The sequence below is a fragment of the Thiohalocapsa halophila genome, from assembly GCF_016583825.1.
Lineage (GTDB): Bacteria > Pseudomonadota > Gammaproteobacteria > Chromatiales > Chromatiaceae > Thiohalocapsa > Thiohalocapsa halophila.
In genome coordinates this window covers 1-26895 of record NZ_NRRV01000048.1, presented here as the reverse complement: position 1 = coordinate 26895, position 26895 = coordinate 1, and the positions used below count along the sequence as shown (strand labels likewise).

19 protein-coding genes are annotated in these 26895 nt (G+C 65.3%); 6 read left to right on the top strand and 13 right to left on the bottom strand.

Going from position 1 to position 26895, the window contains the following annotated elements; genetic code table 11:
- The first annotated feature begins 91 nt into the window (after positions 1-91).
- From CKO31_RS17545 to CKO31_RS27415, 4 genes are all read left to right on the top strand, one after another.
- The gene (locus CKO31_RS17545; RefSeq protein ID WP_369075137.1) at positions 92-859 is read left to right on the top strand and encodes a class I SAM-dependent methyltransferase; all 768 of its coding nucleotides are present in this window, start codon (positions 92-94) and stop codon (positions 857-859) included.
- A 118-nt stretch (positions 860-977) separates the two neighbouring features.
- On the top strand, positions 978-1868 hold the full coding sequence (locus CKO31_RS17540; protein WP_200240036.1) for a sulfotransferase: 891 nt from the start codon (positions 978-980) through the stop codon (positions 1866-1868).
- A 102-nt stretch (positions 1869-1970) separates the two neighbouring features.
- Positions 1971-2630: a class I SAM-dependent methyltransferase gene (locus CKO31_RS17535; protein WP_200240034.1), complete on the top strand. Its 660-nt coding sequence runs from the start codon at positions 1971-1973 to the stop codon at positions 2628-2630.
- A 459-nt stretch (positions 2631-3089) separates the two neighbouring features.
- A complete protein-coding gene (locus tag CKO31_RS27415; protein ID WP_200240032.1) occupies positions 3090-4253 on the top strand; it encodes an O-antigen ligase family protein in 1164 nt (387 codons plus the stop codon).
- A gap of 77 nt (positions 4254-4330) precedes the next feature.
- Here the strand turns inward: CKO31_RS27415 and CKO31_RS17525 are convergent, their stop codons facing one another.
- Entirely contained in the window at positions 4331-5665 is a 1335-nt protein-coding gene (locus tag CKO31_RS17525; RefSeq protein ID WP_200240030.1) for a lipopolysaccharide biosynthesis protein, read from the bottom strand.
- Positions 5666-6105: 440 nt separating this feature from the next.
- Between CKO31_RS17525 and CKO31_RS17520 the strand changes: the two genes are divergently transcribed.
- A complete protein-coding gene (locus CKO31_RS17520) occupies positions 6106-7284 on the top strand; it encodes a nucleotidyltransferase family protein (protein ID WP_200240028.1) in 1179 nt (392 codons plus the stop codon).
- Positions 7285-7322: 38 nt separating this feature from the next.
- Here CKO31_RS17520 and wbaP read toward each other — a convergent pair whose 3' ends face one another.
- The 9 genes from wbaP to CKO31_RS26935 form a co-directional block, all read right to left on the bottom strand.
- Positions 7323-8900, bottom strand: coding sequence for an undecaprenyl-phosphate galactose phosphotransferase WbaP (gene wbaP, locus CKO31_RS17515; RefSeq protein ID WP_200240026.1), 1578 nt, complete (start codon positions 8898-8900; stop codon positions 7323-7325).
- Positions 8901-9730: 830 nt separating this feature from the next.
- A complete protein-coding gene (locus CKO31_RS17510) occupies positions 9731-12469 on the bottom strand; it encodes an MGH1-like glycoside hydrolase domain-containing protein (RefSeq protein ID WP_200240024.1) in 2739 nt (912 codons plus the stop codon).
- A gap of 1087 nt (positions 12470-13556) precedes the next feature.
- Positions 13557-14105, bottom strand: coding sequence for an REP-associated tyrosine transposase (locus CKO31_RS17505; protein ID WP_200240021.1), 549 nt, complete (start codon positions 14103-14105; stop codon positions 13557-13559).
- Between the two features lie 831 nt (positions 14106-14936).
- A complete protein-coding gene (gene cydC / locus CKO31_RS17500) occupies positions 14937-16685 on the bottom strand; it encodes a thiol reductant ABC exporter subunit CydC (protein ID WP_200240020.1) in 1749 nt (582 codons plus the stop codon).
- Positions 16682-18442 (bottom strand): thiol reductant ABC exporter subunit CydD, encoded by a 1761-nt coding sequence (gene cydD / locus CKO31_RS17495; protein ID WP_200240018.1) that lies wholly within the window; start codon positions 18440-18442, stop codon positions 16682-16684. The genes cydC and cydD overlap by 4 nt, the downstream gene beginning before the upstream one ends.
- A gap of 1393 nt (positions 18443-19835) precedes the next feature.
- Complete coding sequence (locus CKO31_RS17490) at positions 19836-20291, bottom strand: lipocalin family protein (protein WP_242475459.1); 456 nt, start codon at positions 20289-20291, stop codon at positions 19836-19838.
- A 101-nt stretch (positions 20292-20392) separates the two neighbouring features.
- Positions 20393-21070 carry a DUF6134 family protein gene (locus tag CKO31_RS17485; RefSeq protein WP_200240015.1) on the bottom strand — a complete coding sequence of 226 codons (678 nt, stop codon included), beginning with the start codon at positions 21068-21070 and terminating at the stop codon, positions 20393-20395.
- Between the two features lie 48 nt (positions 21071-21118).
- Entirely contained in the window at positions 21119-21898 is a 780-nt protein-coding gene (locus CKO31_RS17480; RefSeq protein ID WP_200240013.1) for a DUF1295 domain-containing protein, read from the bottom strand.
- Positions 21891-22496 (bottom strand): DUF2878 domain-containing protein, encoded by a 606-nt coding sequence (locus CKO31_RS26935; RefSeq protein WP_200240011.1) that lies wholly within the window; start codon positions 22494-22496, stop codon positions 21891-21893. Before CKO31_RS26935 ends, CKO31_RS17480 begins: the two co-directional genes overlap by 8 nt.
- A 187-nt stretch (positions 22497-22683) precedes the next feature.
- Between CKO31_RS26935 and CKO31_RS17470 the strand changes: the two genes are divergently transcribed.
- The gene (locus CKO31_RS17470; protein ID WP_200240009.1) at positions 22684-23403 is read left to right on the top strand and encodes a YiaD family glycine zipper/OmpA-like lipoprotein; all 720 of its coding nucleotides are present in this window, start codon (positions 22684-22686) and stop codon (positions 23401-23403) included.
- A gap of 14 nt (positions 23404-23417) precedes the next feature.
- Here CKO31_RS17470 and CKO31_RS17465 read toward each other — a convergent pair whose 3' ends face one another.
- The 3 genes from CKO31_RS17465 to CKO31_RS17455 all read right to left on the bottom strand — a co-directional run bounded on the left by CKO31_RS17465 (position 23418) and on the right by CKO31_RS17455 (position 26212).
- Positions 23418-23720: a hypothetical protein gene (locus tag CKO31_RS17465; RefSeq protein WP_200240007.1), complete on the bottom strand. Its 303-nt coding sequence runs from the start codon at positions 23718-23720 to the stop codon at positions 23418-23420.
- Between the two features lie 1412 nt (positions 23721-25132).
- Positions 25133-25561: a NifB/NifX family molybdenum-iron cluster-binding protein gene (locus CKO31_RS17460; RefSeq protein WP_200240005.1), complete on the bottom strand. Its 429-nt coding sequence runs from the start codon at positions 25559-25561 to the stop codon at positions 25133-25135.
- Positions 25562-25762: 201 nt separating this feature from the next.
- Entirely contained in the window at positions 25763-26212 is a 450-nt protein-coding gene (locus CKO31_RS17455; RefSeq protein ID WP_200240003.1) for a DUF6858 family protein, read from the bottom strand.
- Positions 26213-26895 lie beyond the last annotated feature (683 nt).

Below are 26895 nucleotides of genomic sequence, written 5' to 3'. Positions count from 1 at the left end.
GTTTGCAGGCGTGTGTGTCAGGCGGATGCTCGACGGCGGCCGAGGCATGTGTGCGCCACTGTACCGTCGTTTAGAAGTTACCAACGTATAAATGGACCTGCAAAGATCCCTCACTAAGTTCGTTCGGTGGAACGAGGACTTGTGCCGGCGCCTGGAGCCGGGCTTCGTAGCCCGAACCCACGCGCAAACGCACTTTGCAAGCAGACTGCAAGCCTTGATACATGAAGGCCAGTCCCTGACCGTTGTCGATGTCGGCGCAGGACGCACCTGCCATTTCGACCCAGGCCCAAAAGGAAAGCATGTTTCGCGAATTGTCGGGATCGATATCTCTAGGGAAGAGATGGCACACAATCCGCTGTTGGACGACAGGGTGGTGGCGGATGTCTGCGAGGCAATCCCTTTAGACGATGATTCCGTGGATCTTATCGTCGGGCGGTCAGTGATCGAACACCTTCCCGACAACAGGGCCTTTCTTCAGAACGCGTTTCGCGTTCTTCGCCCAGGCGGGAGACTGATCGTCTGCTTCTCGAATAGGTACGCGCCGTTCGCATTAATCAACCAACTGTTGCCAAGCAGGGTCGCAGCTGGTCTCTTACATTCGCTGGTCAGTAATTCCGCCGGTTACCTAGGCTTCCCGGCGCATTATGACCGTTGTTATCCCAGAGCCTACGAGCAAGCGCTGACCGCAGTCGGTTTTGATGTTGAGGAGCATTACCATAGCTACTTCGGGAGCTATCCATTTCGTTTTTTCGTGCCCATCTGGATGCTTAGCATTTCTGTTGACTTCGCTAGATATCACTTAGCACCTCGCAACGCGTGCTCTCACAACTTTTATTTGTTGAAGAAACAAAAGGCGTAAGTTGGATGAGCATTGTTAGGGATTCGCAGTCGCCGGCTGGCCCACGGCCTTGGCGATCTGCAGAATTGATTGGTGGGCGCCTAACGCTTTATCGGTTAGCTCCTGCCGGGGATGGAACATGACCTTCCCGAACTTCATCTTTGGCGGGGCAGGCAAGAGTGGGACCACGTCGCTGTATCACGCCCTGAAACAGCACCCACAGGTTTTTGCGTCGCCAAGGAAGGAGCCCATGTTCTTCTCTTTTGTCGACCGGGAGCCGGCAGAGATACCTCCGGAAGATCGCCCCGGATATGAGGTGGCGGTCAAGACGCAATCCGAGTACGAAGCGCTATTCGCTGGCACGGAGCGTTTTATCGCTAGGGGAGAAGCATCTCAGCGATACTTCTCCGACGCATATGCGTTGGCCAAAATTGCTGACACCATCCCTCATGTAAAGCTGATTTTCTTTTTGCGAAATCCGATCGAAAGAGCCTGGTCTCACTTTGTCCATTTCCGCAGGGATGAGCGCGAAGCCTCCCCTACCCTGCTCGGCGCCCTGGAGGGAAGTATTCCACAGAGCCATATCTATACCAGGACAGGCTTTTACGCTGAATGGCTTGATCGGTGGAGAGAACGCTTTAATGCGGATCAAATGTACGTGGGTCTATTCGATGATTTCCGGGCGGACGCTGAGCGGGCATGCCAGGAGGTCTACGAGTTCTTGGGGGTCGACCGATCCTTTGCGCCAGACACGGGGCTGCACGCCAACATATCCGGCATGCCGCGGAACTGGGCGGCCCGCGAGGCGCTCCGCGGAGCAAACAGGGTTAGATTTATCCTGAAGCGCTATGCGCCAGGGATGGACAGGAGCTGGATGCACCGCACGTACACGAGCGTGTTCCGCCGACTCCTGGTGAGGCCGACAATGGATGCCGCCACAAGGGAGTATCTGCTGACGCTTTACGAGGATGATATCAGGCGACTGGAAACGATACTTTGCCGCGATCTCTCCCATTGGCGGGCGGGTTGATGCCTGGGGTGCTAGCAGCAACGAAACGTTGCGGAGAAATCCCAATATCAACCCCTTGTAAACGACCTACGGCGATCGTCATGACATCAGAAAAGGTGCGAAATGCTCAAGAACGAAGCAATGTGGTTGGGACGGCAGCTTGCGCATATACCGCCCAATCAGCTGTCGCCGGCGATTAACCTGGGAAGCGGGTCAGCACGCTTTCGAGCGGCCAAGCAACCGCAGATCGGCGAACACCTCCTCTCGCCGCTCGCCGAACGGGGCGTCGACGTCGTCCATAGCGATTTGCGACAAGAGGCCGGAGTCGATATTGCCGGCGACATCTATGCGGAGACCACCCAGGAGCGCTTGCGGCAGGTAAACGCGAAGGCACTATTCTGCTTCAACATCCTTGAACACCTGCAGGACAGGCAAGGCTTTATTTCGGTCTGCATGTCGTTGTTGAGTGACAACGGCATCATTGGCGTGAGTGTGCCATACTCATTCCCCTTCCACGCGGATCCCATTGATACGATGTTTCGCCCATCGCCCACCGAGCTGGCTGCGCTTTTTCCTGGGTGTACGGTCATCGCACAAGAAGTCGTGGAGTGTGAGTCCTTCGGCGACCAGCTTCTTGCCTCGCCAAGTAAGGCGGGCGCCTGGTTACTGAAGCTGATTGTGCCTTACAGTGGCACGACCCATTGGCGCTCGGCCGTGGACCGTGCGCGCTGGCTGTGGCGTCCATATACGGTGACGTGCATGATTCTGCGCACGCGCAAGTGATAACCGCGATTGGAGCTCTCAGATAGATTGTGGGCAACTTCTCCGACTCTTTTTAACATCAGATTCGCCACTCGCAAGTGCAAAGTTCGGTGTTACCGGTTCTTCGCGTCTCGTGCTGGATTTGATATTTGACGTTAAAGGAAGCGATGCGCCTCGCGGAGCCGCTGCGGACTCCGATAATGCGACAACCTCTCGTGCGTCCCATACTACCTTACAAAAACTGGCTGGATCTGCCCGTTCGGAGGATCCATTGGAGAGGCCATATCTGCGAATAAGGGAGGCGAAGGCGCTAGCGTTCCGGGCGTGTTAGCCTTCGGTAGCGTGATCTCACGTGAGAGAGTCAGAAACATGGCTTTATCTATCAGACACCCCCCCGGGGCTATCGTTAGCGTATCACATGTAAGATTCGCCACAATAGGTGTCGCCAGCGGACTGTATATCCTAGCCCGATATTTCCGCGTGACGGATTCTTTTTACGCTCTTTTAGCTTCAGCGATCCTTCTCTGGGTCCTTTATATTCTGGCGTCGAGGCGGGTCAACATGCCGGCTGCACAGGCGTGCCTGCCACTAATTGGCCTGTGGTTCCTATTCGTCGTATCGAGTTTCTGGTCAATTGCGCCGGACCGCACGATCTACCAGGCAACGGGTCTTTTGGCGTTTGTCTGGTTGTCTTATCTTGTCGCAGGCTCAGCAAATAAGGTGCAACCCTCTTCTTGGGTTTATATCACCACAGGTCTTTCTGTACTCGTGGCGGTGTTATTCGTTTCGACCGCGTTGCGTTACGGCTCTGTGAGAATAGTGAGCCAGGAGATGAGAGAGGCGATTGGAACTTTTTCGAATGTTGGTGGCGCTGTTGTGATTCTGACGTTACCGTACTCTGTATTTTCCGCGAACGGCAGAGGGAAGCGAGCGTTATTAGGTAAACTGGGCCTCGTTGCGGCACTAGCTGCGGTGCTCCTGTCGGGTAGTCGTGCGGCATACGCCTTGGGAGGCCTCGTTATGGTAATGTCGGTCATTGCGTTCTCGGAAAATCTGCGAAGAGCGGCTCGATGGATCATTTTCGCTCCCATCGGGCTCGTTGCGGCGCTCTTTGTGGCGGCGCAGTTCGTCGATTTGGGTATAGTGCAGGCGCGCTTGGTCGAACGGTTTGCCGGGTCGGTGTTTATGGGGGGAGGGGCGGGACTATCCGACGCAACGGATGTGGAAAGAGCGAGAATGTTAGATGAGGCTGCTTCAATCATAACCTCACACCCGTTACTGGGAATCGGTTACGAAGGATTTGCAAAGTGGTTTGAGGCAGCCTACGGGTATCTGCTGCCATCTCACAACTTATTTGTTACTGCACTAGCCGAGGCAGGTATTCTGGGGTTAATGGCATGTTTATGGTTGATCGTCGCTTCCGCCGGGAGAGTTGTGCGCGCAGTGCGTTTTAGTGAGCGGAATTCGGCTTCGCGGCGATTCGCTATTGCGACCGGGATTGCACTTTTCGGTGCGCTGGCACATAGTATGGTCCGGCCGCAGCTTAGCAACCCAATGTTCTTCTTTGTGCTGGGCCTGGCGCTAAGCTATCGGGCGCCATCCTCTGGATTGTGTGGAACTCGACGTTTATCGACCTTTAGGTAATAGGGATGGTATGTCGCGGGGCGATCACCGTGACGTCGGGTGCTGTCCTAGGGGGCGACGGGGAGAAGCTCAAACACCTATGGCGATGTTCTGAGCGTGGAAAATCCGAGCAAGCGCTTGACCTGCCAAAGGCTCAAAAGGTTTTGGGTCGCTATACCTAGCGCTGTGGCGGTTGCTGCGCCGGTGAGGCCGTAGGGGGGTACGAGTGCGACGCCGGCCAGGAGCGCGATGAACGCGGCTAAGGCTACGTTGTTACGGAGAACGCGCTCATGACCCGTCATAGAAAGCAGGAAGCCCACGGATCCGGTCGCGACGTTTATGAATTGACCGACCGCCAGTATCCTCAGGGCGTCTGCGGCGTCAGGGAATTCCGGGCCAAAAAGGGATAGGAGCGGCCCGGGCACTAGAAGCATGACCGCGAGCGGGAATAGGGCGACGCCAGAAGTCATACGAGCGGTCGCAACCGCGGTGCGCCGCAGTCGTTGCAGCTCGCCGCTGCTGTAGAGCTCGGCAAACTTGGGCGCGGCGATGCTGTTTACGGCGATGAGCACGAAGCTGGTAAGCATTGCCGTGCGCATGGCGGCGTTGAAGAGGGCGACGTCAGCCGGACGGGCCCATGCGCCGAGGAGCAGTTGTGATGACCACGTAATGATTTGATTTAATAATACGATGACTAGAAGGGGAAGGCAACTGTCAATGAGCCGCTTCTTGTCGATTGCGCCGGAAGGGGTGCCGGTCGGTGCAAGGGTGGTCCACCAAAAGAGTCCGAGGGCTAGGGAGGTGGCGGCTGCGGCCAGGTACAGCACGGCTGCGTCGCTTGCAAGCGCTGGACTGGTCAGATATACGAGCGCCAAGAGTATGAGCGGAAGGGTCACGTTGAGGACAACGAGGGATTGGGGGACTCGCTTTACGCCCTGGAGGGCCTTGGCGAACAGGGTGAATGTCGCCAGAAGCGGTATGCCTGGTGCAAAGGTGCGGAGGACGCTCCCAAATTCGGGTTTATTGAAAAGACGATTGGCGATGGGGTCGGCGAGGGCTGCTATCACAATGGCGGCCAGGATAGACGCGGCGGAAGCCCAGAGCAGCGCAATAACGAGCAGACGGCGTATTTCGCCATGGGTTCCGGCGATGTTGTAGCTCGCAATGAAGCGAACGAGTGTGTTGTCAAGGCCAAGCCGCGTTATCGCGGCAACCACGATCACGATTGTCAGTCCAAGAAAGAAGAGACCTGCTTCTGTGGCGCCGAGCTCCCGGGACACTACGACAGTCATGGCGAAGGCTGAGACTGCGGAGATTGCTTTCACGCCGAAGGCGAGCGCGCCGCTACGCAGGATCTCTCGGAAGTCGGCGTCGCCGTGACTGATACGTTGGGCAATAGTGTGTAGAGTCGACCTTGGAGGTTTTCTTCTCATAAGACTTTGACCGTTATCCTGGGCGCTCTGGCCCGCAGGCATTGATTATGGAGTGCAGCCGCTCGGCGCAAAACCGCGAGTGGCGAGTGGAGCGCAGCGCACCGAGTCGCGGGCGGCGCTGCGTGGAGCCTCGCTGTCGCTCGTTCGGGCCACCGGTCGAGGATAGCGTCATGGCCGCCTCGGGAGTGTAGTCCTGCAATTGCTAGTCCGCAGCACCTAGAAGTTCGTGACGGACTTGGTGATGCTAGACTGTGTTGGAGCTTTTTCGCGCTGGCGGTGAGGCGGTCCAGAGGATTTGTGATTTGCATGTGTGCGGGGCAGGGACGGCGTTGGAGTTTCCGGCATAGGCGGTGAACCGTGGGAAATGCCTGCGGCTGGGTCGGGTCGCGCTGAGGTCGGTGGCAAATCACCAATGAACGGGTGTCGAGTGCTTCTATCCCATGTTTGTGTCTTCGGTTGACGTGGCGGTTCTGGGCAGGTTTCTCGTTGGCGAGGAATGGACGAAGGATGACACACGGCACTGTTCCAAGCCTGAACAGCTTCTAAGCATCATTCGAGCAGAAGGGGTTGCTGCCCTCTGCTACGAGGTGTGCCTCAACCACGCGGGCGGTGTGCTGAGCGTTGATCTGCTACCAGCGTTGCGTGCTGAAGCGCGGCGATGCGCTATCCGGGAAATGCGCTTGCGTATAGTGCTGAGAGAACTCTTCCGGGCGTTTCGTGCGCGAAGTGTACCGGCAGTCTGCATAAAGGGAGTGGGGCTCGCCTATACGTTGTACGATCAACCGTATCACCGACCATGGTCTGATCTTGATCTGGTGGTACCGGAGGGCAGCCGTGCGGAGGCTGCGCGGTTGTTGGAGGACATAGGTTATACCTGCACTGACCAGAAAGCATGGCGGAGAACGCGCGCCTCAGCCCAGGCCACGTTCACTGGCGGGCATGAACAAGCAGCCCTTAGCGTGGATTTGCACTGGCAGATCAGTAACCGTCGCTTGTTTCGAGACGCGTTGTCCGTAGACGCGATCATCGCTGACAGCGTACCGTTGGGGGGTGTAATGGGCGAAGGCCGAACGGCCTGCACATGGCACGCCTTTGTTATTGCGCTGATGCATCGCGCCACCAACCACACTGCACCTTATTACATTGATGGTAAGCCGCGCTTGATGCCGAACCGGTTGATTTGGCTTTACGACATTTACCTGTTGTATCGGCGTCTTTCGGCGGAGGAGTTGGCGAGCGTTTCTCAGTTCTTACAAGCGCAAGGGCTGGTCGCCGTCGCGGCTGATGGGCTTAACGCCGTTCAGGACGCTTTCGGCGTACAGCTCCTTGTACCCGGGATTCCGCCGCAGGCAGCTCGGAGCAAGACTGAGCCCACAGCCGCTTATCTGTCATGTGGCCCACTGACCCGGCGGCTTGTCGAACTGCGGGCGTCGCGTGGTTTGGCCGAGAAGTGGGGCTTAGTCAGGGAGTGGCTTCTGGTGGCCCCAGAGGTGGAGCTGACAAGTAGGGGCAGCACTCGGCGGATTGGGAGTTGGCTGGCAGGGTTCTGGGCAGTGGTCGTTAAAAATGTCCAGGTGAGCCGGGTATGGCGGCGGCGGATCAGAAAGCGTGAGCGTTGACTGCGGAGACTTCTGGACGTTGCAGAGAACAGGCGGGCTCAGTAGGCGCCGCTACGGTTCAAGACGACGCGGACCGTCTTTACCAGGATGACGATGTCGTACCACAAGGACCAGTTCCGCGCGTACCAGCTATCAAGGCTCACGCGGTATGCATAATCCGTGTCGTTTCTGCCGCTGACTTGCCAGACACCGGTAATGCCAGGGCGGACCTCTAGGTAATAAGCCGCCTCGTCACCGTAGCGGTCCAGCTCATCGAGGACAATCGGCCGGGGACCGACTAGGCTCATATCCCCGCGGAGCACGTTCCAGAGCTGTGGCAACTCGTCCAGACTGGTTTCGCGCAGTATCTTACCGACCTTGGTGACTCGCGGGTCGTTTTTGAGCTTGAAGTCCTGCTCCCACTCACGACGGGCCTCGGCGTCTGTCTCCAGGAGGTGTTCTAGTACCTGCTGGGCGTTCGGGACCATCGTGCGGAACTTGTAGCAGTTGAAGCGACGTTGGTCCTTGCCAATGCGGCTGTGAGCGAAGAATGCGGGCCCGCCGTCGGCCTTTATCAGTGCGATCAGCGCCAGGAAGAACGGCGCCAGGACGATGAGTAGCAGGGTGGCGCAAACGACATCGAAGGAGCGCTTTAGCAGCTTCGGCCCGGTCTGCGCGAGGTTGTTACGCAGAGCCAGGAAGAAAAGCTCTTGTCGAAAGACGTGGTAAACCCGGGCGCCATAGAGCGGGAATCCGGTAACAGCAGGGACAATGCGGACGTCCGGGATGCTCTGGTTGAGCGCTTGTACCGCGCGTGTTGGGATTTGGCTCTTATAACTGTCGAGGGCGACAAAAACGGTGAGCCGCTTGGCGATGGCTGGCGGTAGGTCTAATAGATCTCGCAGCTGATAGATGGGTGATGAGGTGGCGTCAACCGTTTTGTGATGTATGGCATCGCCCGCCGGTAGACGTATGAAGGCCAAGGGCTCTAAGCCCATCATTGGCTCCGACCGTAGCGCGCGGAAGGTTTGGGCGCCGTTGTCGCCGGCGCCGACGATGACGGCGGGACGCTGCCAAAGGCGGTTCGCGATCAGGACATCTTTGATCAGTATCCGTAATGCCGGAATCGCAAGAAGTGCCGTGGCCCAGACGCCCAAGAACCAAAAGCGTGAGAACTGATTCTTTGTGAGATACAGAAGGAGGCCGTCGGCGACGGCAAGGATTGCGATAATCTTCCAAGTTTCGGCGATCTCGTCCCAAAACGGGCGGCGTTTAGTGTAGTGGCCAGCTAGGGCGAACCAGGCGATGCCAACCCCAACCAGAGAGGCGAAGATCACGAGTCTGGCTGTCGCATTGTCTGCTTGCCATATGCTGCCAAAGGAAAAGCCCGTGTCCTGATAGAGGAGAAACTGCACAAGATGCGTAAGGAACCCGGACAAGAGGAGGCCGATCAGATCGCATGTCACGAGTAGTACGGCCGTCGCCTTTGGCTTATAACCTGTCTTCGTCGAGGTTCGCGGTTCTAGCAGGTGGGCGAGCGAAGCGGTTGGTTGTTCGGTCGCCGGTGTATCTGTCGCGGCGTCGGAGCCCGTTGCGCTTGCGGCGGCATGGGTGTAAGCCGAGGATGGAATGTGCATGGATAGCGGGCTTTCGGTACTGCGGTTGAGGCCGATGACCTTCGGGGTATCCCAGTCCCTTGCTGTGGCTATTGGCGCAGGCTCAGGTAGCGTGGGCTAGCGGGTGCTACAAGTTGAAAATGCTGTCGGGATTGATATCCAGGACGGCTGAGGAGGACGTTGCGTGCGCTGGCTTCGGGGGCGCAAGGCGTGCGGTTAGGTGTCGCATAGCTTGTCGCGTGACTGGTGGTGGTGTCGTCGACTCCTGTGCTTCGCTCGGTGATTCGGCGCGGCTTGGTGCTGCGGTGACACCTTTACCTCGGTCCTTCTTGGAGCATTGTTTGGGCGAGGCAAGGCAGGTATCCGCGTGTATTCGTGGAACAATCCGCTCATGGTATCCGCGTCGGCGCACGTATTGAGGTGCGCTGGTGGCGGTTGCCAGTAGCGTCGCGGCCAGAGGCCGCTCCCACGGGGGCTCTGTTGGCTGTGGGAGCGGGATCCTTGCCGCGACGGTGTGGTGGTGGCGGTTGCCAGTAGCGTCGCGGCCAGAGGCCGCTCCCACTGGGGCTCTGTTGGCTTGTGGGAGCGGCATCCTTGCCGCGATGGTGCGCGCTGGTGGCGGTTGCCAGTGGCGTCGCGGCCAGAGGCCGCTCCCACAGGGGCTCTGTTGGCTTGTGGGAGCGGCATCCTTGCCGCGACGGTGTGGTGGTGGCGGCGTGCCAGTAGCGTCGCGGCCAGAGGCCGCTCCCACTGGGGCTCTGTTGGCTGTGGGAGCGGCATCCTTGCCGCGACGGTGCGCTGGTGGCGGTTGCCGGTGGCGTCGCGGCCGGAGGCCGCTCCCACGGGGGCTGTTAGGCGATTTCATCGATGAGGCCGGCTTTGGTGCCGCGGTCGATGCCGCTCCAGCCCTGGATGTCTTTTTGGTAGCGGCGCATGACCAGGTTGGCGAGCAGGCCGCTCCAGCCGGTCTGGTGCGCGGCGCCGAGTCCCTGGCCGGTTTCGGCATGGAAGTATTCATAAAAGCGCAGCTGATCCCGCCAGCTCGGGTCCGGCGAGCTTGGCAGGTGGTTCCGCAGTGCAGGCACCACGCCCTCGGCGTCCACGCGGTAGATGTCTGCCAGGCGCTCCGCGATGAGGGTCGCGATCTCTTTGAGATTGCGCTTCTCTCCGCCCAGGCAGGGGACGGGGACGCGGAAGTCGTCGCCCAGGAAGCGATGGAAGCGCTCCAGGGAGGCGATGAGGGAGTAATTGGTCGGCAGCCAGATGGGGCCGCGCCAGTTGGAGTTGCCGCCGAACATGGGCGAGGTCGATTCGCCGGGCACGTACTCGATGAGGGCTTCCCCGATGCCCGGAATATACCCCAAGTTGCCGTCGGCTTCGTGGATGCGGCTGAGGCTGCGCACGCCGTAGCGGGACAGGAATTGGTCTTCGTCCAGCAGGCGCGTGAGGATGCGCGCGAGCATGCTGTGGTCGGCCAGGGCCAGGAGGCGCTCGCCGCGCTCGTTCTCGTGCTCCGGGCAGGCGCAGACGGGGTGGCCGTGGAAGAAGCCGCCGCGCAGCTGGTTGAGCAGCGCGTGAAAGCGCGGTGCGGCCTCGAGCATACGGCTGTTGACGATCTCCACCGCGAACAGCGGGATCAGCCCGACCCAGGAGTAGACCTCGATGCGGTGGGTGCCCTCGTCGGGTGTCTGCAGCAGGTCCATGAAGAAGCCCGCCTGGTCGTCCCACAGCGACGGCGTGCCCGTTTCTTCGCTGCCGGCGATGGCCTCGGCGATGGCCAGGAACTGTTTGTAGCACTGGATGGCGATTTCTTCGTAGTCGCCGTCGACGATGCAGAGCTCCAGGGCGATGAGCGTCATCTTGAGCGAGAAGTGGGCCATCCAGCCGGTGGCGTCCGCCTGCTTGAGGCTCCAGCCGGGCGGCAGCTCCCGCGAGCGGTCGTAGACGGAGATATTGTCTAGGCCGAGGAAGCCGCCTTCGAACAGGTTGTGGCCGTCGGCGTCTTTGCGGTTGATCCACCAGGCGAAGTTGAGAAGCAGCTTGTGGAACACCCGCTGCAGAAAGCCGTGGTCGCCCTCGCCGCGCTGGATGCGCTCGGCGCGGAAGACCTTGAGCGCCGCCATGGCGTGCACCGGCGGGTTGACGTCGCCGAAGTTCCATTCGTAGGCGGGCAGCTGGCCGTTGGGGTGCAGGTAACGGTCCGAGACCATTAGCTCCACCTGCGCCTTGGCGAAGTCCACGTCTACCAGTGCCAGCGCGGCGCAGTGATAGGCGAGGTCCCAGGCGGCGAACCAAGGGTACTCCCATTTGTCCGGCATGGAGATGATGTCGCGCGCCTTGAAGTGGCGCCAGTGCTGGTTGCGGATGTGGCGGCGCCCCGGGGGCGGCGGGATCTGGTCGCCGTCCAGCCAGCGGTCGACGTCGTAGTGATAGAACTGCTTGGTCCAGATCATGCCTGCCAGGGCCTGGCGCAGGATGCGGGTGTCGTTGGCGCCGGCCTCCGGCAGCAGATGGTCGTAGAAGACGGTGGCCTCAGACTGGCGGGTGGCGATGGTGCGCTCGGTGTCCGCGAAGGGCTGGGTCAGCGGCTCGGCGGACAGCACCAGGTCCAGCTGGGCGCTCTCGCCGCCGTCGAGCTGCACCTGGCGGACCGCGGCGCATTTGGTGCCCTGCTGCGCCGGGTTGACGGCGTCCGCTTCGCCCTGGATGAGATAGCGGTGGAAGGCGTCTTTGACGTAGGGGCTTGGATTGGCGTCGCCCCAGATGCGCTCCAGGTTGGTGTCGTTCTCGGTGAAGAGCAGGTCACAGGGGACGGCGCCGTAGAGGTAATAGGTGCCGAGCGACGGGTGCTCGGCGCGCACCGCGAAGGCTGCGCCTTCCGGGGCGTCGATGGCGGACAGCGACGGGCGCACGGTATCCGCGTCACCCCAGCCCCAGGTGTTGCGGAACCACAGTGTGGGCAGAATGTAGAGCGCGGCGGGGTCTTGGGCCAGGTTCTGGGCCGTGATGCGGCAGTGGATCAGGTCCGGTGCGGCTTTGGCGTAGCGGACATCCAGCTTCCAGTACTGATCATCATCGAAGGCGCCGCTGTCGATGAGGTCGAAGCCGGGCTGCTCGCGGCCCCGGCTGGCGTTCTCTTGGACCAGGCGCTCGTAGGGGAATGCCGACTGGGGATATTTGTATTGATAGCGCAGCCAGCTGTGGCTCGGCGTCGCGTCTAGGTAGTGGTAGACCTCTTTGACGTCTTCGCCGCGGTTGCCCTCGTTGCCGGTGAGGCCGAAGGCGCGCTCCTTCAGGATGGGGTCGCGGCCGTTCCACAGGGCGAGCGCAAAGCACAGGTATTGCTCCGCGTCGCAGATGCCGCCGAGGCCGTCTTCGTTCCAGCGGTAGGCGCGGGAGCGGGATTGGTCGTGGCTGAAATAGTCCCAGGCCTCGCCGTCGGCGCTGTAGTCCTCGCGCACGGTGCCCCAGGCACGCTCGGCGAGGTAGGGCCCCCAGAGCCGCCAGTCCTCGCGGCCGTCACGCTGCGCTTCCAAGCGCTGGCGCTCGGCAACGTCGGCATAATCGGGCGGCGGGCTGGCTGCGGTCATGGATACAGCGGCAGTCGAGCAGCGGAAATCAATGCGGATTCTCTCACAGAATCGGTCGGCACTGATGAGGGGCAGGGGATCTGCTTACGGCAATCCCCGACGACAGGGTGACCGGGTGGTGCCCCTCGTCGCGAAGCTCTGGCTTCGCGACGCCAGCGTCGAAGCTCTGCTTCGCGTGCAGTGCGCGGAGCTCGGGCGGGCCATGGCGTCTCCGTCGCGGCTGGCAGCACGGGAGGACGCTCGCGTCTTGAACGTGCCCCGGCCGGCTGACTCGGGAAGCAGAGCTTCCGCGCTCGGGTCGCGAAGCAGGAGCTTCGCGACCAGGTGCCGGGGGGTGTCCCTCGTCCCTCGTCCCTCGTCCCTCGTCCCTCGTCGCGAAGCTCCGGCTTCGCGACGCCAGCGCCGAAGCTCTGCTTCGCGTGCAGTGCGCGCTGCTCGGGCGGGCCATGGCGTCTCCGTCGCGGCTGGCAGCACGGGAGGACGCTCGCGTCTTGAGCGTGCCCCGGCCGGCTGACTCGGGAAGCAGAGCTTCCGCGCTCGGGTCGCGAAGCAGGAGCTTCGCGACCAGGTGACCAGGTGAGGGGCCCTCGTCGCGAAGCTCTGGCTTCGCGACGCCAGCGTCGAAGCTCTGCTTCGCGTGCAGTGCGCGCTGCTCGGGCAGGCCGTGGCGTCTCCGTCGCGGCCGGCGGCACGGGAGGACGCTCGCGTTATGGGCGTGCCCCGGCCGGCTGACTCGGGAAGCAGAGCTTCCGCGCTCGCGTCGCGAAGCAGGAGCTTCGCGACCAGGTGCCGGGGGCTGTCCCTCGTCCCTCGTCCCTCGTCCCTCGTCGCGAAGCTCCGGCTTCGCGACGCCAGCGCCGAAGCTCTGCTTCGAGTGCAGTGCGCGCTGCTCGGGGCAGACCATGTAGTCGCCGTCGCTGCCGGCGACATGGGCGGACGCTCGTGTCATGGGCGTGTCCCGTCCGGCCAACTGGGGAAGCAGAGCTTCCGCGCTCGGGTCGCGAAGCAGGAGCTTCGCGACCAGGTGCCGGGGGCCTCGTCGCTCAGCTCTAGCTCGAGCTACAGCGTATGAGTCCTGGTTCCGGTCTTAATCCGCGCCAGCATACCAAGCGGTATCTACCTCTACGGGCCCGGCCTCGCCCGCGTAATCCCGCGCGCTCGATAACAGCCAATGCTCTGGGCGGGCGACGTAGCCCCGCTTGACGGGGTTGAGGTGCATATAATCGAGCTTCTGGCGCATCACGTCTTCGTTTTCGATGCGCTGCGGATGCGAGCCCTCTTGCCAGACCTGATACGTGGACTGCGGTTTATATTCGCCCTTGAACAGCTTGAGCATCCGCAGCAGCGTCGTTGCCTGGGCCTCTTGCAGCAGGTCGATGATCTTGCGGGCGGTGAATGACTTGAAGCGCTGAATATCGGCATCCAGCGTGTCGGAGCGGGCCATCAGGTGCAGATGATTCTCCAGGATCACGTAGCCGTGGATGCGCAATTGCTGGCGCTGCTGAAGGAAGCGCCAGCTGTCGAACAGCACCTGGACCGATTCCGGGCGCGTGAACAACGGCAGCCAGTTCACGACCGTCATCGTCAGAAAGTATGGGGCATCGTTGCCGAGGAAACGGTAGCGCGTTCGGGTCATGGTTCTCGCCTGCTCTGCCGATTCGGGAAGCAGAGCTTCCGCGCTTGGGTCGCGAAGCTGGAGCTTCGCGACCAGGTGCCAGGGGTGTCCCTCGTCGCGAAGCTCTGGCTTCGCGACGCCAGCGTCGAAGCTCTGCTTCGAGTCTAGTCTGCGTTGCTCCGGCAGGCCATGTGGCCTCCGTCGCGGCCGGGGGCAGGGAAGGGCGCTCGTGGCATGGCCGTGCCCCGGCCGGCTGACTCGGGAAGCAGAGCTTCCGCGCTTGGGTCGCGAAGCAGGAGCTTCGCGACCAGGTGCCAGGGCATGGGGCACCGCTATCCCGGCCGCGACTAGGTGCTGGTGCTGGGGGGTATCCCTCGTCGCGAAGCTCTGGCTTCGCGACGCCAGCGTCGAAGCTCTGCTTCGAGTGTAGTCCGTGCTGCTCGTGCAGGCCATGTGGCCTCCGTCGCGGCCCGCGGCAGGGGAGCGCGCTCGTGTCATGGGCGTGCCCCGTCCGCCCGACTCGGGAAGCAGAGCTTCCGCGCTTGGGTCGCGAAGCTGGAGCTTCGCGACCAGGTGCCAGCACGTGGGGGAGCGCTATCCCACCCGCGACCAGATGCCAGGGCGTGGGGCACCGCTATCCCGGCCGCGACTAGGTGCTGGGGGGTGCGCCTCGTCGCGAAGCTCTGGCTTCGCGACGCCAGCGTTGAAGCTCTGCTTCGCGTGCAGTCCGTGCTGCTTGAGGAGGCCACGTTGTCTGCGTCGCTGCCGGCGCTGTGGGAGCGGCATCCGTGCCGCGGTCGGGCTGCGCAGCCAAGCAGCTCTGGGCGCGGCCGCCCAATGCCCGTCGGGCGATCAGGGACTGGCAGCAGCCAGCGCCGTGGCATCCAAGCCGAGCAGGCGTGGGTAGCGCTCGGCCTGGAGGAGCTCGCGGTGGGTGCCTTGCTCGACGATGCGCCCGGCGTCCAGCACCAGGATGCGGTCCATGTCGGCCAGGGCCGCGGCGCGGTGGGTGATCATCAGCACGGTGCGCCCGGCCATCAGGGTGCGCAGCGCATCCATCAGCGCGCGCTCGGTGGCGGCATCCAGGCCCTCGGTGGGCTCGTCCAGCAGCAGCACGGGGGCGTCGCGCAGCAAGGCGCGCGCGATGGCGATGCGCCGCGCTTGGCCGCCCGACAGGCGCACGCCGGTCTCTCCCGCCCAGGTGTCGTAGCCCTCGGGCAGGGCGGCGATGAAGTCGTGGATCTGGGCCGTGCGGCAGGCCTGCTCCAGTTTGGCCTGCGGGGCCTCGGGGGCGGCCAGCAGCAGGTTCTCGCGGATGCTGGCATCGAACAGGTGCGTGTGCTGGGATACCAGGGCGACGTGCTCGCGCAGGTCCTCACCGCGAAAGTCGGCAAGCGGGGCGTCGCCCAGGCGGATCTCGCCCGCGTCCGGGGCCCAGAAGCGCAGGAGCAGGTTGAACAGCGTCGATTTGCCGGAGCCGGTGGCGCCGACGATGGCCACGCGCTGGCCCGCGGGCACATCCAGGTCCAGGCCGTCGAGGGCAGGGCGCTCGGCGCCCGGGTAAGCAAAGCGCAGCCCGCGCACCTGGATGTCGTGCTGCGCCGGCCGGGGTGAGGGCCCTGGCGGGTCGGTGACCGCAGGCTCGGCGTCCACCACCGCGAACAGGCGCCGGGCCGCCGTCAGGGTCGACTCCAGGTGTTGGAAGGCCAGCGGCAGGGGCGCCACGGCCTCGAAGGCCGCGAGCGCGAACAGGGCCAGCATGGCGAGCTGCGGCGGCGGCAGCTTGCCGTCGGCGACGAGCGGACTGCCGAGCCAGAGCACGCCGAGCAGCGCCAGGTTGGCAGACAGGCCCACGCCCGCCTGGGATAGGCCCTCGATGCGGCTCATGCGCGCCTGGTCTTCGATGACCGTCCGGGTGGTTGCGTCGAGCCGCTCGGCGTGGGCATCGGCCGCGCCGTACACCAGCAGCTCCGAGAGGCCCTGGGTGCCGTCCACCGCGAGCCGGCGCAGTCTCGCCTGCTCCTCCACCAGCCGTCGGCCGGAGACACTGCCCAGCCGCCGGGTGAGCCAGGGCATGCCGACGCCCGCCGCCAACAGCAGGGCGAGCAGCAGCAGGGCCAGCCGCAGGTCGAAGAGCGCGGTGAACAGAAAAAAACCGACGCCTGCGGTGACCGCCACAAGCACCGGCACCAGCACGCGGGTATAGAGGTTGTCCAGGGCGTCCACATCCGCCCGAATGCGGCTCAGCAGGTCGGCGCTGTGGTATTGCTGCAGCCGCGCCGGGGCCAGCGGCTCCAGGTGGCGGTAGAACCAGACCCGCAGGCCGGCGAGCTGGCGCAGGGTGGCCTCATGGCTGACCAGCCGCTCGAAATAGCGCCCGGCGGTGCGCGCGATGGCGCTGCCGCGGATGATGGCCGCCGGCGTGAAATAGTTCATGGACACGCCGGCGGCACCCGCCACGGCCATGGCCGTGATAAACCAGCCGGAGATGGCCAGCAGGGTCACATTGGCCACCAGGGTGACCAGGGCGATGGCATAGCCGGCGAGCATCCAGTTCCGGTAGGGCCGGAACAGCCGCCACAGCCGCAACAGCTCCCTCATGCCGCGGCCTCCAGCAGCGAGACCATGCGCCGGTAGGGCCCGTCCCGGGCGCTCAGCGCGGCATGGTCGCCTTGCTCGACGATGCGGCCGCCGTCGAGCACCAGGATGCGGTCGGCGTCGCGCACGGTGGCGAGGCGGTGGGCGATCACCAGCATGCTGCGCCCGCGGGCCAGGGCGTCCACGGCCTGTTGTACGGCGGCTTCGCTGGCCGGGTCCAGGCTTGCCGTCGCCTCGTCCAGCACCACCAGCCGGGCGTCGCGCAGAAAGGCCCGGGCGAGCGCGATGCGCTGGATCTGGCCGCCGGAGAGGCCGACGCCGCGCTCGCCCACCGGTGTGTCATAGCCTGCCGGCAGGGCTTCGATGAACTCTGCCGCGAAGGCATGCCGGGCGGCGGTCTGCACGGCTTGGAGGTCGGCTTGGGGACGGCCCAAGCGGATGTTGTCCGCGATGGTGCCGGCGAAGAGCCGAGGGTTCTGCGGCACCCAGGCAAGGCGGCGGCGCCAGTCGTCGATGTCCAGCGCCGCCAGGTCGAGGCCGTCGACGCTGATGCGGCCTTGTGTTGGCTGTAGGAAGCCGAGCAGCAGGCTTGCAACCGTGGTCTTGCCGGCGCCGCTCGGGCCCACCAGCGCCACGCGCTCGCCGGGCGCGATGTCGAAGCCGACGCCGGCGAGGGCCTCGCGGCCTGCCTCGTAGGTGAAATGCACGTCGTCGAAGCGCACGGCGACGGGTGCATCCGGCGGCAGCGTCACAGGCTCGGCTGGGCGCTGCGGCGGCGGCGTTTCCAGAATGACGGTCAAGCGCTCGGCGGCCGCGATGGCCTCCATGCGCCCGTGATAATGGGTGCCGAGGTTGCGCAGTGGCAGAAAGAATTCGGGGGCCAGCAGCAGCACGAAGAAGCCGGTGAAGAAGCTGATCTCCGGCGGCGCCAGCAGGTCCGGGATCGGCAGGTCCAGCTGATAGAGCCGAAAGCCGATGAACACGGCGATGATGGCGATGCCGATGGTGGCGAAGAACTCCAGCACCGCCGAGCTCAGAAAGGCGAGCCGCAGCACCTGCATGGTGCTGTGGCGATAGTCCTCGGAAATGCGGGCGATGATATCCGCCTCGCGCCGGCTGGCGTTGAAGAGCTTCAGCGTCGTGATGCCTTGGATGACGTCCAGAAAGTGCGCGCCCATGCGGGCCAGCTGCTTCCACTGGCGCTGGTTTACGGCCTCCACGCCCTGGCCGATCAGGATCATGAACAGCGGGATCAGCGGCGCCGTGAACAGCATCACCAGCCCCGAGAGCCAGTCCAGCGGGAGCACCACCAGCAGAATGGCCACCGGGATCAGCACCGTCAGCGTCATCGCCGGCAGATAGCGGGCGTAGTAGTCGTGCAGGCCCTCGATGCCGCGAGTCAGGTCTTCGGACAAGGAGCCGCTGCGCTGGCCGGCGAGCCAGGCGGGGCCGAGCCGCTGCATGTGCCGGAAGACCCGGTCCCGCAGCGCCTGCTTGACGGTGCCGGCGGCGCGAAACGCCGTCTGCTCGCTGCCCCAGGCGGCCGCCGCGCGCAGCAGAAAGACACCGAGCAGCGGCCACAGCCAGGGCTGCACGTCGGCGAGTCCGGCGCCCGCGAAGGCCACGGCATCGATGACATGGGCCAGCAGCCAGGCCTGGAGGATGATCAGCACACCGCCCGCCAGCCCCAAGGCAACGGTCAGCCTGAGCCAGCGCGCGGCGTGCGGCGTCTGGTCCTTCAGCAGATCACGGGCGGACATGGGTGGACTAAGGCAGGGCGCTTGGGGCTTGCGGCAAGGGACCTGAGGCGGTTGGCGCAGCGGAGTCTAGAGAAGCCTTGTGCGCAGGTCTACCGCTGGGCGTTGCGGTGTCATGCATGGCTTTGTCCTGCGGCGCGGCGCCGTGGGAGCGGCATCCCTGCCGCGACGATCTTGGCACTGCTGTCGGCGCAGCGTCGCGGCCCGACGCCGCTCCCACAGCGGCTTCGGCATGTGTGGGAGCGGCATCCCTGCCGCGACGGCCTTGGCAGTGCTGTCGGAGCAGCGTCGCGGCCAGAGGCCGCTCCCACAGCGGCTGCGGCATGTGGGAGCGGCATCCTTGCCGCGATGGGCCTGGCACTGCTGTCGGCGCATCGTCGCGGCCAGAGGCCGCTCCCACAGCGGCTTCGGCATGTGGGAGCGGCATCCTTGCCGCGACGGGCCTGGCAATGCCGTCGGCGCAGCGTCGCGGCCAGAGGCCGCTCCCACAGCGGCTGCGGCATGTGGGAGCGGCATCCTTGCCGCGATGGGCCTGGCACTGCTGTCGGCACAGCGTCGCGGCCAGAGGCCGCTCCCACAGCGGCTTCGGCATGTGGGCGCGGCATCCCTGCCGCGACGGGCTTGGCAGTGCTGTCGGTGCATCGTCGCGGCCAGAGGCCGCTCCCACGGGCGGGGCTGTTGTGGGAGCGGCATCCCTGCCGCGACGGCCTTGGCAGTGCCGTCGGTGCATCGTCGCGGCCAGAGGCCGCTCCCACAGCAGCTTCGGCATGTGGGAGCGGCATCCCTGCCGCGACGGCCTTGGCAGTGCTGTCGGGGCATCGTCGCGGCCAGAGGCCGCTCCCACGGCAGCTTCGGCATGTGGGAGCGGCATCCCTGCCGCGACGGGCCTGGCAGTGCTGTCGGCACAGCGTCGCGGCCAGAGGCCGCTCCCACGGCAGCTTCGGCATGTGGGAGCGGCATCCTTGCCGCGATGGGCCTGGCACTGCTGTCGGCACAGCGTCGCGGCCAGAGGCCGCTCCCACGGGACGGTTTGCTGCCGTGGGAGCGGCATCCCTGCCGCGACGATCTTGGCACTGCTGTCGACACAGCGTCGCGGCCAGAGGCCGCTCCCACAGCGGCTTCGGCATGTGGGAGCGGCATCCCTGCCGCGACGGGCTTGGCAGTGCTGTCGGCGCAGCGTCGCGGCCAGAGGCCGCTCCCACGGGCTGGCTTGCTGCCGTGGGAGCGGCATCCCTGCCGCGACGGCGTTGGCAGTGCTGTCGGCGCATCGTCGCGGCCAGAGGCCGCTCCCACGGGCGGGGCTGCTGTGGGAGCGGCATCCCTGCCGCGACGGGCTTGGCAGTGCTTTCGGCGCAGCGTCGCGGCCAGAGGCCGCTCCCACGGGGGCGTGGGGATCTCAGCCTGTTTCGTGTGGCGGGCGCTGGAGCTTGGTCGGGTCGTAGCCGACGGATTCGATGAACGCCTTCATCTCTTGGAATTCTGCGTCGGTGAGCTCGGGTGTGCGCTTCATGACCCAGACGTAGTCACGCTTGGTGCGGCCGATGACGGTGGTCTGGTAGTCGTCGTCCAGGTAGATGATGCGAAAGTCGCCCTTGATGGGCCAAAGGAACTGCATGCCCCAGAGGGCATTGGTCTCCTTGTCCAGGACGAAGCCCTTGGGGTGGAAGGTCTTGAGCGGCCCGTCGAAGCTGCCCTTGTTGAAGGTGAAGGTGGTGGCGATGGTGCCGTCCGGGTTGAGCTTGTAGCGCTCGATGGGGTTGTAGGCGTCTTTCTCGAAAAAGGTCGGGATGTTCGCGACTACGTACCAATCGCCCATGAAGCGTTTGAGGTCTACGTAAGGGACAGTGTCCATGGGTTCGCCTCCACCTTCGATGCAGCCTGAGACCAGAGTGAGTGCCGCCGCCGTTAGCACGACGACCGCGGCATGCCGGAGCGCGTGAGCCAACGGCGTCATCACATGACCCGCCGATAAATCAGCCGCTTACCCTTGCCGGTGTCGCTTTCGAGTCCCACCCAGCCGAGGTCGTCGTTGTACCAGAGGTCGATGGTGAGCTCCTGCGTTTTCAGGGCGTAGCGCTCGGCGGAAACGCGCTCGCCGTTCTCGACCTCGACGGTGTCGGGCCCGCGGGGCTGCACCTGCACCTGCTCCAGGTCCCCGGTCTGGGGGTTCAGCAGCCGGCTCTTGTCCAGAAACGCCTTATCCCAGTAGGCAAAGGTCTTCACGCAACCGCTGGCGCGCTCGACGGCGTCGTCGGTCTTGATGCGGAAGGCATTGCCCATGGCCTCGCCGTTGACTGCATAGCGCTTGCCGTTGTCGTTGGTGTTGGCGTCGATGGCGGTGAGGCAGCCGTCGCGGAAGACCTCGTTGCTGGTGTGGCGGTAGCGGTAGGCGGTGATGAACAGGAAGTCCACCTCGAAGGCCGCGCGGCTGGTCACGCGGGTGGTCTTGCCGCTGTCGGCGATGCGGAAGCTGTGCTCGCCGATGGGTCGGTCGTCCAGATACACCTGAAAGCGCAGCTGTTCGGCGGTGGCGGCGGTTGCCGCGAGCGTCAGCGCGGCGAGCAGGGCCGCGGCCAGCGCCGGTCGGGCGCCCCTGGCCGGGCGCAGATTGGGGAGCATGTTGGAGTGCATAGCAAAATCCTCGTGAAGGCCCCGGGACGGCGGCGGGTGGTGTCGGGTCTAGGCCGGCGCCTTGGGCGGGCCCGGGACGAAGGTATTGGTGCGGCGTCTGTAGTCGCGATAGGCCGGGCGGCGCTCGCCAATGTCCTTCTCCAGCATGCTGACGCCGGAGATGCGCAGCAGCAGATAGGTCATGAGCAAGGGGCCGATGATGGTCCACCAGGCGCCGGCAGCGAGCGCCAAGAGGTAATAGGCCCACCAGATGCAGGCCTCGCCGAAGTAATTGGGGTGGCGTGTGTAGCGCCACAGGCCGGTGTCCAGCACGCGGCCGGCGTTGCGTGGATCGGCTTTGAAGCGAGCGAGCTGTTGATCGCCGATGGCCTCGAAGCCGAAGCCCACCAGCCAGAGGGTCACGGCGGCGAAGTCGATCCAGCCCAGCGGCGCGCCGCCCAGCACCACGCCCAGCAGCGGCAGCGAGATAATCCACGCCAGGATCGCCTGGAGCCCGAAGACGAGATACAGACTCTTGAGCCAGAAGCCGGGCTCGTTGTCGGTGCGGATGGCCTGATAGCGCCGGTCCTCCGGCTGGCCCAGGTTGCGCAGGGTGATGAACACCGACAGGCGCACCGCCCAGACGGTGACGAGGAAGAGCAATAGATAGGCCCGCTCCGTCAGCGCCGGGGCGAGCGCGATGTAGGTCACCGTCAAGGCCAGGAAAAACAGTGACCAAAGCGAGTCCACGAAGCTCACATCCCGCTTGGGGATGCTCACGAGCCAGGCCGCGACGGCGATGCCGAGCACCACGGCCAGCCCGGCGCCGTAGGCGTCCAGGTCAAACACGGCCTTGGGCCTCCGACTGGCGCGTCTGCGCCGACGGCGGCGCGCTTTCGTCGGCGGCGAAACCGTCCCAGCGCGCCGCCAGCGCCACCAGCACGGGCAAGGATACCGCCCAGCCGACGGCGACGACGGAGAGGGCGACAAACTTGTCCGGGAAGCTCGCGGCGCCAAGGCTCGCCCCCACCGCATAGGCGACGGGTGCGCTCAGGCCGCCGATGGCCATTGCCAGCCCGTAGCGGCCGCGCAGCCAGCGAAACGAGACATTGAGCAGGGTCGCGAAGGCGGCCCAGGTGGCCAGAATCCAGAGCGGCGGCAGCCACCGCATCGGCGTGCCCCCGGCGTAGGCCACCCAACCGTGGCCCGAGATCTGTCCATCCCAGAGCGCGCCCAGGAGGACGGCGGCGGCGATCACCAGGCCCTCGCGCCGCGGGCGCGGCGCTGCGCGCAGGTGCACCCAGATGACGGCTGCCGCGGCGGCCACGCCCAGCCAGGGCAAGCCTTTGGCGCCACTCAGGATACATGCGAGCCAAGCGGTTGCGAACAGCGCCAGGTTCAGCAGCACGCGGGGCAGGGCGGGTTGGTAAGGGTCGGTGCGCAACATAGCTGGAGGTATCGGGATGGTGCCTGGTAATGCTTAGACTTACACAGAGTTGAGCGGAGCGGGGGCCATCACAAGCCCCGCCCGGGGCGCGCCATCGGCGCGGTGATATTATGCGCCGCCCACTGCGCCGGCGGCCCGATTTTGCGCCCGCCGTGCCAAAAACGCTGTCCCGGAGGCCTTCAAAAGTATGCTCAACCGCGCTCGACGCCTACGCCGGCTCGCCGGCAGACCTGCCCTGTTGTTGCTCACGCTGAGCGCCGTGGTGCTCACCGGCTGCGCCACGGACGAATTCGGCAACCGCCGCCCGCTCACCGAATCCGAGGCCGGCGTCGCCATCGGCTCCGCCGCCGGCGCTGCGGCGGGCGCGCTCATCGGCTCGCGCAGCGCCGATGCCGGCAAGGGCGCGCTCATCGGCGCCGTCGGCGGGGCCATCACCGGTGGACTCGTCGGCAGCTATATGGAGCGCCAGCGCAAGGACTTCGAGCGGGTGCTAGCCGACGAGATCGCCCGCGGCGATATCCGGGTCGAGGAGCTGCCCAACGACCGTCTGCTGGTGGGCATGACCAGCAGCACGGCCTTCGACGTGGATTCCGCCGACATCAAGCCCGGCTTCTACAGCACCCTGGACAAGATCAGCGCGGTGGTGAACAAGTACGGCAAGACCCGGCTCGACATTGCGGGACATACCGATAACACGGGCGCGGCGGCCTACAACCAGCGGCTGTCGGAGCGCCGCGCCGGTGCGGTCGAGTCCTACCTGCTCGCCGAGCAGGTGCTGCCGCAGCGCCTGCGCAGCACCGGTTATGGCGAGGCTAGGCCGGTGGCCAGCAATGAGAGCGATTACGGGCGCACGCTCAATCGGCGGGTGGAGATCACCATCGATCCCATTGTCGCCGAGACCGGCTGACGGCGGCGCGGCGGTCAGCGCAGATCGCCGTAGCGCAGCAGCTCGATCTGGCACACCGGTGTCATGCGCACGATGTAACGCTCCCCCGGCTCTAGAATCACCCGCTGGCGGCACTGATTGAAGCCGAGGTCGTAGCCGAAGCGATACTCGCCCGGGTCGATCATGAAGCTGAACTGCTGGCCCCAGCGCAGGGCGTAGACCTTGCGGTCGTCGATGCTGAAGAGCATCGACGCCGGGGCGCCGAGCGCCGAGCGGCTGCGCTGGACCGTGACACTCGCAGCCGCCTCGGAGGACGTGAGCGGCGGCACCGGACCCATGCGGCCTCCGGCACAGCCCGCGAGCAATACAATCACAACGGCGAGGGCAGGCAACAGCAGGGTCGGGCGCATGGAGTCGGCGGCGATAGTGGAGGCGGGCCTGAAATGATACCGCCCATCGGCCTGTGGGAGCGGCATCCGTGCCGCGACAAACCCCGCGCCGCGGCGAGGGGCGGCGCTGCCGACTCCGCGGATGGGCTCATGGTCGCCGGCAGGAAGCGAGCGGCGCACGGGATCGTCCCCGCAGAGCGCCGCGGGCGTCAAGTCGCCGGAGACCCCCGACTTTTGCCGTGTGCCGTCCCTCGCCGTTCGTCCCTCGTCCCTCGTCCCTCGTCGCGAAGCTCTGCTTCGCGACGCCGACCTCCACGAAGCAGAGCTTCGCCGCTGGGGTCGCGAAGCCGGAGCTTCGCGACCAGGGGCCAGGGGCCAGCGCCGTAGGTCGGGCTGAGGCACGAAGCCCGACAGGCCGCTGGTGCAGCGCTGCGCAAGGTAGCTCCTCGCCGCGCAGCTCCGCTCCGCGACGCCCCGCCCGCAAGCGCTGCTTGCCGTCACCGCCGGCGGCGTACCGCTGCGGGCGAAGCCGCAAAACGCCGAGGCTGTCGCTAAACCCGCGAAGCAGAGCTTCGCCGCTGGGGTCGCGAAGCCGGAGCTTCGCGACCAGGGGCTAGGGGCCGGCGCCGTAGGTCGGGCTGAGGCACGAAGCCCGACAGGCCGCTGGTGCAGCGCTGCGCAAGGTAGCTCCTCGCCGCGCAGCTCCGCTCCGCGACGCACCGCTCGCAAGCTCTGCTTGCCGTCACCGCTAGCGGCACCCGCTATGGGCGCAGCCGCAATGCGCCCAGGCCGTCGCCAAACCCGCGAAGCAGAGCTTCGCCGCTGGGGTCGCGAAGCCGGAGCTTCGCGACCAGGGGCTAGGGGCCGGCGCCGTAGGTCGGGCTGAGGCACGAAGCCCGACAGGCCGCTGGTGCAACGCTGCGCAAGGTAGCTCCTCGCCGCGCAGCTCCGCTCCGTGACGCACCACCCGCAAGCGCTGCTTGCCGTCGCCGCCGGCAGCGCGCCGCTGCGGGCGAAGCCGCAACGCGCCCAGGCCGTCGCCGAATCCGCGAAGCAGAGCTTCGCCGCTGGGGTCGCGAAGCCGGAGCTTCGCGACCAGGGGCCAGGGGCCAGCCCCGTAGGTCGGGCTGAGGCACGAAGCCCGACAGGCCGCTGGTGCAACGCTGCGCAAGGTAGCTCCTCGCCGCGCAGCTCCGCTCCGCGACGCACCGCCCGCAAGCGCTGCTTGCCGTCGCCGCCGGCGGCACCCGCTATGGGCGCAGCCGCAATACGCCGAGGCTGTCGCTAAACCCGCGAAGCAGAGCTTCGCCGCTGGGGTCGCGAAGCCGGAGCTTCGCGACCAGGGGCCAGCGCCGTCGCCGCTAGGCATCCGGGCCGCTGACGCGGCGGCCACCCCCGAAGCCATGGCCGTGTCCATGGCCGTGCCCATGGCCACCGCCGTCACCGTGATCGTGCGGCGGTGCCTCCGGCAGGGGCTCACCCTGGGCCGCCGCGGCGACCGCGCGCTGGATGTCTGTCTCTGCGGTGGCGATCACGCGGATGCCCCGGCGGCCCAGGCGCTGCTGGAAGCCGGCGCCGGCGCTGCCGGTGATCACGGCGTCCAGGCCCAGCGCGAACAGCGGGTGATCGTCGCCATGGTATTCGTGCAGGGACATCTCCTTGGGGAGGTCGAGACGCTCCAGCTCTTCCGGGGTCTGCCCCGGCTCGGCGCTATAGACAATGAAGCGCCGGGATTTCCCGGCATGACCGGTGATGGTGCGAAAGTTCTGAGTGGAAACGGCGATACGCATGGACGGGTACTCGATATTCGGTTGCGGAAGCCGGCGCCGACAGCGGGCGGCCGGGCAAGGAGTCGCTGGGGCGGGGCGATGCGCGCTGCTCGTGATCCGTGACGCCGGTAATGTCGAGCGAGCCCTCGCGGTGGCTTCGACATTGTGGCCGTACTCGGGGACGGTCGCACACGCTTCGCGATGCCAGCGATGATCAGGCTCTCAATCTGCGGAGTCCGCGCTTTGCAGGTGCCTGGCTGGACCAGGCTCTGCTGGCCGTGGCGGCCGGCGCAGCGCCTCGGCCCAGTCCTCCATGGCCGCGTTGGCGATGGGCATGGGCGCTTCGAGGAAGGAGATCACGAAGCCCTGCGCGGTCTCCGCGATGCCGATGGAGCGCGGGCGTATGGCGAGCACCTGGGCGCTCGGCAGCGACAGCCCGAAGCAGAAAACGATGTTCCGCGCCGCGCGGATGTCGGCGTCGACCTGGCCTTCGGGCAGACCGCAGGTGTGGGCGTAATGATCGAACTCAGCGATGAGCTGGGCGCAGCGATGGGCTTCGATGCGCTCGCGGAAATGGGCGCAGATGGCGTCGATGTCCGTGAGCGGCGTCTCGTCGCGCGCCAGCTCCATGACGAAGACGGGATACTTCTCCTGCAGCAGGGTCTGCTTCACGACCGCTCCTCGCATCTAGCCAGTTGCAGCATCGAAATACGACGGGGCGCACGGATGCTGCACGGAACGCAGACAAGTCTAGTGCTCGGCGGGGCCGCACCACATTGAAAAGGGTCAATGGGGGTAGCCCGTGGGAGCGGCCTCTGGCCGCGACGGGGTTGGCGCTGCTGCTGGCGGCTCGTCGCGGCAGGGATGCCGCTCCCACGGGAGTCGCGGCAAGGATGCCGCTCCCACGGCGGCCGCCGCGTTTTCTGGTCGCGAAGCTCCAGCTTCGCGACCCCGGCGACGAAGCTCTGCTTCGCGGGCTTGGCGCGGGGTGCTGTGCGGCGGGGGTTGGGTTCGGGCTCGCTGGTGTGGGCTTCGACGGCAAGCAGAGCTTGCGGGTCGGCGTCGCGAAGCAGAGCTTCGCGACGAGGGGACGAGGAGAAAGGGAGGCACTGTGGGAGCGGCCTCTGGCCGCGACGGGGTTGGCACTGCTGCTGGCGGCTCGTCGCGGCAGGGATGCCGCTCCCACAGCGGCCGCCGCGTCTCCTGGTCGCGAAGCTCCAGCTTCGCGGCCCCGGCGATGAAGCTCTGCTTCGCGGGCTTGGCGCGGGGTGCTGTGCGGCGGGGGTTGGGTTCGGGCTCGCTGGTGTGGGCTTCGACGGCAAGCAGAGCTTGCGGGTCGGCGTCGCGGAGCGGAG